Annotated in this window: 8 protein-coding genes; 5 read left to right on the forward strand and 3 right to left on the reverse strand. The window is 44.3% G+C overall.

Going from position 1 to position 7,792, the window contains the following annotated elements; genetic code table 11:
- Nucleotides 1–86 precede the first annotated feature (86 nt).
- Genes gspN through gspD form a run of 3 tightly spaced genes read left to right on the forward strand, consistent with a single transcriptional unit; the run spans nt 87 to nt 3,703 of the window.
- Complete coding sequence (gspN, locus tag A3762_RS11580; RefSeq protein WP_068755643.1) at nt 87–860, forward strand: type II secretion system protein N; 774 nt, start codon at nt 87–89, stop codon at nt 858–860.
- Nucleotides 860–1,693 carry a type II secretion system protein N gene (locus A3762_RS11585; RefSeq protein WP_068501720.1) on the forward strand — a complete coding sequence of 278 codons (834 nt, stop codon included), beginning with the start codon at nt 860–862 and terminating at the stop codon, nt 1,691–1,693. The genes gspN and A3762_RS11585 overlap by 1 nt, the downstream gene beginning before the upstream one ends.
- A 39-nt stretch (nt 1,694–1,732) precedes the next feature.
- A complete protein-coding gene (gene gspD, locus A3762_RS11590) occupies nt 1,733–3,703 on the forward strand; it encodes a type II secretion system secretin GspD (protein ID WP_068477329.1) in 1,971 nt (656 codons plus the stop codon).
- A 93-nt stretch (nt 3,704–3,796) separates the two neighbouring features.
- Here gspD and A3762_RS11595 read toward each other — a convergent pair whose 3' ends face one another.
- The 3 genes from A3762_RS11595 to purE all read right to left on the reverse strand — a co-directional run bounded on the left by A3762_RS11595 (nt 3,797) and on the right by purE (nt 6,148).
- The gene (locus A3762_RS11595; RefSeq protein WP_068477327.1) at nt 3,797–4,375 is read right to left on the reverse strand and encodes a superoxide dismutase; all 579 of its coding nucleotides are present in this window, start codon (nt 4,373–4,375) and stop codon (nt 3,797–3,799) included.
- Nucleotides 4,376–4,532: 157 nt separating this feature from the next.
- Nucleotides 4,533–5,657, reverse strand: a complete 1,125-nt coding sequence (locus tag A3762_RS11600) for a 5-(carboxyamino)imidazole ribonucleotide synthase (RefSeq protein ID WP_068477325.1) — start codon at nt 5,655–5,657, stop codon at nt 4,533–4,535.
- 2 nt (nt 5,658–5,659) lie between these two features.
- On the reverse strand, nt 5,660–6,148 hold the full coding sequence (gene purE, locus A3762_RS11605) for a 5-(carboxyamino)imidazole ribonucleotide mutase (protein WP_068476054.1): 489 nt from the start codon (nt 6,146–6,148) through the stop codon (nt 5,660–5,662).
- A gap of 153 nt (nt 6,149–6,301) precedes the next feature.
- Here purE and A3762_RS11610 point away from each other — a divergent pair, with 153 nt between their 5' ends.
- Both A3762_RS11610 and A3762_RS11615 read left to right on the forward strand, forming a co-directional pair.
- A complete protein-coding gene (locus A3762_RS11610; protein ID WP_068755644.1) occupies nt 6,302–7,156 on the forward strand; it encodes a hypothetical protein in 855 nt (284 codons plus the stop codon).
- 59 nt (nt 7,157–7,215) lie between these two features.
- On the forward strand, nt 7,216–7,792 hold a 577-nt coding region (locus A3762_RS11615; RefSeq protein WP_197469218.1), incomplete at its 3' end, for a DUF2846 domain-containing protein.

Here is a 7,792-nt window from a genome sequence, read left to right on the forward strand (position 1 = left end):
ATGTTCGTATGGTTGTAGCTTTACTGGTGCAAATAGTCTGTAATGTTTCGCTGTGTGATTTTCTAGTATCGAAAGAATAAGTATTTGTGATTAAAAAAACCTTCTTAGTCTTGCTCCTGTTTGTTGTGGCGTTACCGTTCTTTTTGTTGAGCAGTTTGCCCGCGAGCGTGCTTTGGACGAAAGTGATTGAGCCTGCTGTTAAAACAAAATCGCTCGGCATCATGCCAAAATCATTTGCAGGCACTGCTTGGGATGGTGAGGCTTACGTTTCATTTAGGCATCTAGAAGGTGTTTTCTCTTGGAAACTTTCTGTTTTAGATGTGTTTGGGGGAAGTATTCCGTTGCAGGTCGATGTGCGTTCCACAGCAGGTGACGCCAGTGCAATATTAGATATTGGCTTGAGAGATCAGTCACTTTCTATCGAAACATTAAGGCTCGATACTGAGAAGCTTAATCCGTTTTTGCGTATCCATAGGGTGAAAGCGACGGGTGAAGTATATGTGAAAGATTTGTCCGTTAGATTAGAGAAGCGCAGAGTAGCGAGCATTGATGGTCGGTTTACTTGGGCTGGTGGCGAAGTGTCCTATCCTGCAGGTAGAGATATCCGAGATAGAGTGATGCCGGCTTTCGGTGGGCAAATTCAAACGCAAGAAAGTGGAGATATTGTCTTAGGTATTCGCGATCAGGAAGCGAGCTTCGATACGATGCGCGTTACATGGAGCGCGAACGGAGATGCCTTGTGGGAGGTGACTCGACGCGTTTTAGATGTCGCGCAAGAGCCATGGGCAGCAAATTCAACGGAACAAGATGTAGTGTTTAAAGTCAAAAAGCCTGTATCGCGACAATTAGGTAAGCAATAATGAAAACGAGGTCGCTCGATGGGGTAGTGAGGCGTGTGACACAGTTGAGTGTCGTGGCGTTAACCTTGTACCTAGCTTATTTAAGCTCTCAATTGATTTGGCATGTGTACGCGCCAGAACAAGCACCAATGCCTAAAAGTTTTGTTTCTTCTGCGCAATCAAATTTGGCAGATAGCAGGATTGCTCGTCGCGTTGATCGTTATCATTTGTTTGGTGAGGCAAATAAAGAAGCTGCTATCCAAGAACGGCCAAAAGATGTGCCTAAAACACGCTTGCGCTTGAAATTGAAGGGTGTGTTTTCTGGAAAAGATGCTGCGGATTCTGGCGCGATCATTGAAGAGTTGAGTAAGCCTTCAGAATATTATCGCTTAGGAGATAGCTTGCCGGGAGGGGTTCGTTTGGCGGAAGTCCATTCTGATCACGTCATTCTTGATCGAAATGGTACCTATGAAGCGCTTTATTTTGATGAAACAAGCTCGAGCTCGGGTATTGCTAAAGTCGCTCCTCGCCGAGAAAGAAGTGTCGAAGTAAATTCACCTGAAGATTTTATCAGCGAGGCAACCGCAAGGTTATCAGAGAATCCTGAGCGTGCTTTGGCTTCTGTTGGTTTAGGAATTGCAGATGGTGGTGGTTACGTATTCCAAGGGAATAACCCCATGTTGGCTGGAATGAATTTAAAGAAAGGGGATGTGATCCGTTCTGTTAATGGTCACAGTTTAGGAAATGTGCAAGAAGACAAGAATATAATGCGTCAATTGTATCAACAAGGCTCGTTAGAGGTTGAAGTTGTGCGAGATGGCGCGAGTTTTTTTGTAAATTATCCGCTAAGATAAATAGTTAATAACAAAGAATATATAAACGAGTTGCATCACGTGAATAACTTGAAAAGAATCAGTCTGCGAGCTTTGCTTTTGTCTTTTGCTTTGCTTGTCTCCTCATTTACGCATTCTCAAGAACAAACATGGAAGGTGAATCTAAAAGATGCCGATATCCGTGCTTTTGTTAGTCAAATTGCGGATATCACCGGTTATAGCTTTGTTATTGATCCTCGAGTAAAAGGTAAAGTAACTGTCGTCTCTAACGCAGAGATGAGTAAAGATGCTGTCTATGAGATGTTTCTATCCGTTTTGGGCGTTCATGGTTTCGCAGCGATACCCGGAACCGGTGTGATTAAGATTGTTCAGCAGAACAATGCAAAGCAAGAGGCGTCTAACGATGCTCTTTTCAAACGAACGCCTAACGAACAAATCGTAACGCGTGTTATTCAAGTGAACAATGCAAATGCTCTTGAGCTTGTTCCAATTCTTCGCCCGATGGTCGCAAAATATGGTCATTTAGCCGGCGTTGCTGCGGCGAATGCCCTTATTATTAGTGATCATGTCGCGAATATTAAGCGCATTAGTAAGATTATTGATGAGCTTGATAGCCCCTCTAAATACGAGCTTGAAGTTATTCAGCTTCAGGAGGCTTGGGTTGGCGATATGGTCAAGCTTCTTGAAGAGCTTGCGCCTAGTGAACTTGGCGCAGCGGCAAAAGGAAAGGGAGCGAACAAGTTTTCAGTGGTTGCGGATCAGCGCAGTAATCGTTTGATCCTTCGTGGTGATGAGCCTTTCCGTGAAAAAATGAGAGTGTTGATCATGAAGCTTGATCAACCGTCCTCAACAGGTGGTAAAACCAAGGTCGTGCGCTTAAAACATGCTGATGCGGAAGAGATCGCAGATCTTCTAAGCGGATTAATGGGTGATATTGTAAGTGAAGAGGCTGCAGACAAAGGCAATGCGGCGCCTAAAGCGGAAGCGAGCGTATATGCAGATGAGGGCCTGAATGCTTTGGTTATTCGAGCTGAACCTTCTCTTCTACAAGAGCTTGAAGGCGTAATTGACGAGCTTGATGTGCGCAGAGCACAAGTCTTAATCGAAGCCGCTATCGTAGAAATTCAAGATAATACTGATAACAAACTAGGTGTTCAGTGGGCGCTTTATGATCAAGGTGCTTCAGTGCCCGGTGTATTTACTAACTTCAATGAAATCGGTTTGAGTGCTGCAAACGTCATTGGTGCTTTGGTCGATCAAGACAATGACCCGAACGGTGATTTAGATCCCACATTATTAGGCTCGCCATCAACGGGTATTACGATTGGAATCGGAGAAGAAAGTCGTAATGGCGTGAGCTGGGGAGCCCTTGTGCAGGCATTAGAGGGTGATGCGGGGGCTAATGTATTGTCTACGCCGAAAGTTATTACAATGGATAATCAAGAATCTTCAATTATCGTTGGTGAGAACATCCCTATTATTACCGGGCAATCTAGTTCTGGCGGTGCAGGGACTTCTGATCCGTTTACAACGATCGAGCGTGAAGATGTGGGTGTGAAATTGATTGTTACTCCAAGTATCAGCGAAGGCGATTTGGTGCGTCTTGAAATTGAACAAGAAATCTCAGGTGTATCGCCATCGACTGCTGGTGCAGACATTATTACCACTAAGCGACAGATCAAAACGAATGTATTGGCCGATGATGGTGAGACAATCGTTCTTGGTGGTTTAATTCGAGATGATGTTCAGGTCAGTGAAAGTAAAGTTCCTTTATTGGGTGATATCCCATTGCTGGGTAATCTATTTAAAAGCACATCTAAGGTTGTGACAAAGCAAAATCTATTGGTGTTCTTAAGGCCAACCATTCTTCGTGACAAAGCTTCAACTCGTGCAGTGACGGAGCAGAAGTTTGATCAGCTTTGGCAGTTGAATTTGGAGACGAAAGTTGCGCAAGGCGAAGATGAAGAAGAGCTGCGCGCCAGAGAGAAGCCGACAGTTGAAAGTCTCTATGATGGAAATAGTATCCGATAAGGCTATTTCAGGCATAAAAAAACCGGAGTAATTAAACTCCGGTTTTTTTATGCCTTGATTTTAGTGCAATGTACTAAAAACAAGGAGGCAATATTAACCTAGGTTTTCAGCAACGAAACCCCAGTTTACAAGTGCCCAGAACGCATTCAAATAAGTAGGACGAACATTACGGTAATCGATGTAGTAAGCGTGCTCCCAAAGATCAACTGTTAGAAGTGCAGTTTGACCTTCTGTCATTGGAGTGCCTGCATTTGATGTGTTAACGATCTCCAAAGAACCATCCGCATTTTTAACCAACCAAGTCCAGCTTGAGCCAAAGTTGTTTACGGCTTTGTCGTTAAATGCTGCTTGGAATTCTTCGAAAGATCCAAATGCTTCGTTAATTGCATCAGCAACTTTACCAGTTGGTGCGCCACCGCCATTCGGGCTCAAGCAATTCCAGTAAAACGTGTGGTTCCAGATCTGGGCTGCGTTGTTGAATACAGGACCTGAAGAAGAAGTGATGATTTCTTCAAGTGTTTTTCCTTCGTATTCAGTTCCAGGGATCATGCCGTTTAACTTATCAACGTAAGTCTTGTGGTGTTTGCCGTGGTGGAATTCAAGAGTTTCTTGAGAAATGTGTGGTGCAAGAGCGTCAATTGCGTATGGTAGCGCAGGTAATTCGATTGCCATTAGGCTTCTCCCTAAAATTAAAACACCACCGAGGCGGTGACTTAGCATTGTTTTCAAAGCTGAAGATCATACCACCTCGGTTCAAATACATCTACGAGGTTGATGGCTGTTCAGATGAGCCTCAATTAGTAGTCATTTGTATAAGTTGGGGTGCCTTTTAGTTTTTCAACTGTAGGCATTGGGGGTAATCAGGGAGAAATTGAACGATATTCTCGACGCGCCATTTTAGCTCTTCATATGAGCTAGCAGTGACGTTGATATGCCCCAATTTTCTGCCTGCTCTCTCTTCTTTATCGTAGAGATGAACTTGAGCATAAGGAAGCTCAAGAATTTTTCGAATATCTCCTTTGTGGGAGATGAGGTTTATCATGCAGGTTGGTGACAAGGCTTCGGTACTTCCGAGTGGCAGGTCGCATATCGCTCTGATGTGATTCTCGAATTGGCTGCAGTGCGCGCCAAGCATACTCCAATGCCCTGAATTATGAACACGAGGTGCCATTTCGTTTGCAACTAGGCCGTTCGTAGTTTCGAATAGTTCAAGTGTTAATATTCCAACGTGCTCCAATTCTGCAATCAAGTCTTTGATATACAAGTCTGCTTGGCGTTGAATATCTTCATTTACGGAAGGCGCTGGAACGGTAGAGAATCGAAGAATTCCATCGTTGTGTTGGTTCTCTGCTAGTGGATAAATTGCTATCTCGCCCGATGCGCTGCGTGCCGCAATAATCGACAGTTCTCGAGAGAAATTTATAAATTCCTCAGCTATTAACGTGGTTGATCCGATAGCGCTCCAAGCTTTTGGGATATCTTCAGCAGAGCGAAGAATAAACTGCCCTTTTCCATCATAACCTTCTCGCGTCGTTTTGCAGACTAGTGGTAAGCCAAGCTCTTGAACTGCTTCGGAAAGGTCGCTTTCTTTATGAATAATTTTGTATCGAGTTGTTGGAATCGATAATTCATTAAATAAGGCTTTTTCTTTCTCTCTATCTTGGCAAATTTCGATAGATTTTGACGGCGGGTAGAGCGTATGTTCTTTTTCGATATGTTGAGTTAATTCGACCGGTAGGTGCTCGAACTCATAAGTGATGACGTCGCATGCATCTATGAACTCTTGAAGTTCTTGGCTTTTGATAGGCTTGTCTTTAACACTATACGTTGGTTCTAAGCCAACACTTGGGCTTCCACTTGTATCAAAGAAGCGAAATTTCGCCTCAAGAGGAAGACCTGCTAAGGCAAGCATTCTGCCGAGTTGACCAGCGCCAAGAACTCCAATAGATTTCATGATTACCCTCGCGGATCTGATTGAGCGAGTACACTTTCGGTTTGTTGCGTTCTAAATGCAACAAGCTTCTCTTTAACGGCTTGGTCGTTCAGAGCGATGATTTGCCCCGCTAGCAATCCTGCGTTCTTGGCGCCCGGTGTGCCGATGGCAAGTGTCCCGACGGCAATGCCGCCTGGCATTTGAGCGATTGATAGTAGTGAGTCAATGCCATTCAATGCCTTTGATTGAACTGGAACGCCTAAAACTGGGAGTTCAGTTTTTGATGCCACCATACCAGGTAGATGGGCTGCACCACCTGCGCCAGCAATAATGACTTGAATACCACGCTCGGCAGCAGAAGATGCGTAATCAAACAACAGGTCGGGTGTTCTGTGTGCAGACACAACCTGTGTTTCATAGCTCACGCCAAGAGTGTCGAGCATGTTCGCTGCATGCTCCATAGTGGGCCAATCTGATGTTGAGCCCATAATAATACCTACTTTCGCTTGCATGGTTTGACTCCTTAAAAACCGCTGCATTTCAGCTGATGGGGTGGGGTGCTCATCTTATTCATCGAATGAATACCATGCAAATGCTATTTAGAAATACCGATCATCACGATAGAATTTATCCCTAGGACAAGAGTGATAATAAAGAGGTTGTTTATGGATGGGTTAAGGCCTGAGCGCGATGAGTTAGATAGGTTTCAAGAGCGCTCTTCTGGCGTGACTGCTTCGAAAAAGTCAAAGCCAAAGAAAGCTGTCGAAAATGATAAGTCGCAAAAACAAGCTGGGAATTCAGGGCTTCCATTATTTATAGGGTGCTTTGCTCTAACTTTGGTGCTTTTTGCGTTTTTGGGTTGGGCATATTTAGAGCAGAAAAGAACGGTCGATGCGCTGAATAAAGATTTGTCGGAAGCGCTGGCATTCATTAACCAAAGTAAGCTTTCTATGGCGCGATTGGAAGGTGAGCTTAATGAAGCGGGAGCGGAAATTGAGCAAGCTGGTAGTAGTGCAACTAAACAACTTAAATTTTTAGATTCTGAAATGCGTAAGCTTTGGGGCGTTGCAGGAGATAAAAATCGCAAAGCAATTGCTGAAAATAAAGATAGAGTTGATAGCGTGAAGCTACAGCTCAATGCTTTGAAAAACAAAGATCTAAAACCTTTGGAGGCTTCTGTTGCGAAGCAAGAGCAAATGCTCAAGCAGCTAGAAGTTAGATTAGGGAATAATCAGGCGATGGCGGATCAGATTGGCCTGATTAAGAAGCAAAGCGCCAATGTTGCGAGTGAGCTATCGTTGACGCGTGAGTCGCTAGAGCAAAGTGTTGCGGAGTTGGCGCGCAATATAAATTCTCAGCCAAATAACAGTAAGGCCGTGGCTGAAAATACGGAATCTATTGCTTCTATCAACGCAAGTCGACGACAGATCAATGAGAGAATTGTTGGGCTTGAACGCCAATTAAATGAGTTGAAACTAGAAGTGTTGGCAAGCAAATCGCCTAGTACTTCGCAAAATTAATTAGGGCTCATTGGTATACTTCAGGAATGAATTACTTTTACTTGCTATTTCAACTTTGTTTGAGCGCGACGTTTGTGGTCGCGATGCTCGGCGTTTCTAATGTTGCGTTCTCTGATACAACCGCACCTTATTCAAAGCCTTTTCACAAACAGGGTCGTGGTTGGTATCCATCGATTTATTGGTCGACTGGGCGGAATTTCGGTTCGTATTACTTTCCGAATGAAACAGGTCGACCATTTCAAGAATTAAAATCTACCGAATGGGATAGTGAAGTTAACGCACTGATCTACTTTTACCGCCCAAGTAGCCAATGGGCAGATGAAGAGATGGAAGCGCCGAGTTATTACTTGAACGACGAGCTCGTATTTAATCTTCGCTCCGGCAGTTGGACTGTCGTAGAGCTTCCTGCTGGAAGTTACGACTTCGCAGTAAGAAAGAGCTTTTTACCGATGCTTGGCTTCGAGGCTTTCGATGATAAGTTGATGATCGCTTTCGATATGAATTTGCAAGCCGATGTCGGCCTAGAGCTCAATCCTGGTCAAATTTTTTACGTACGACATTCTGAAGTATCCCTACCTCGTGAGTTGCACCCCGATTTAGCGCCGGATGACGAGATGGCATCGGCAGACGTTCAAT

Source organism: Oleiphilus sp. HI0125, from assembly GCF_001635355.1.

What these genes read in the sequence shown, in the direction of transcription:
- A3762_RS11595 (WP_068477327.1), bottom strand. Translation starts at nt 4,375, where the DNA reads ATGGCAATCGAATTACCTGCGCTACCATACGCAATTGACGCTCTTGCA.
- purE (WP_068476054.1), bottom strand. Translation starts at nt 6,148, where the DNA reads ATGCAAGCGAAAGTAGGTATTATTATGGGCTCAACATCAGATTGGCCC.
- A3762_RS11610 (WP_068755644.1), top strand. Translation starts at nt 6,302, where the DNA reads ATGGATGGGTTAAGGCCTGAGCGCGATGAGTTAGATAGGTTTCAAGAG.
- A3762_RS11585 (WP_068501720.1), top strand. Translation starts at nt 860, where the DNA reads ATGAAAACGAGGTCGCTCGATGGGGTAGTGAGGCGTGTGACACAGTTG.
- A3762_RS11600 (WP_068477325.1), bottom strand. Translation starts at nt 5,657, where the DNA reads ATGAAATCTATTGGAGTTCTTGGCGCTGGTCAACTCGGCAGAATGCTT.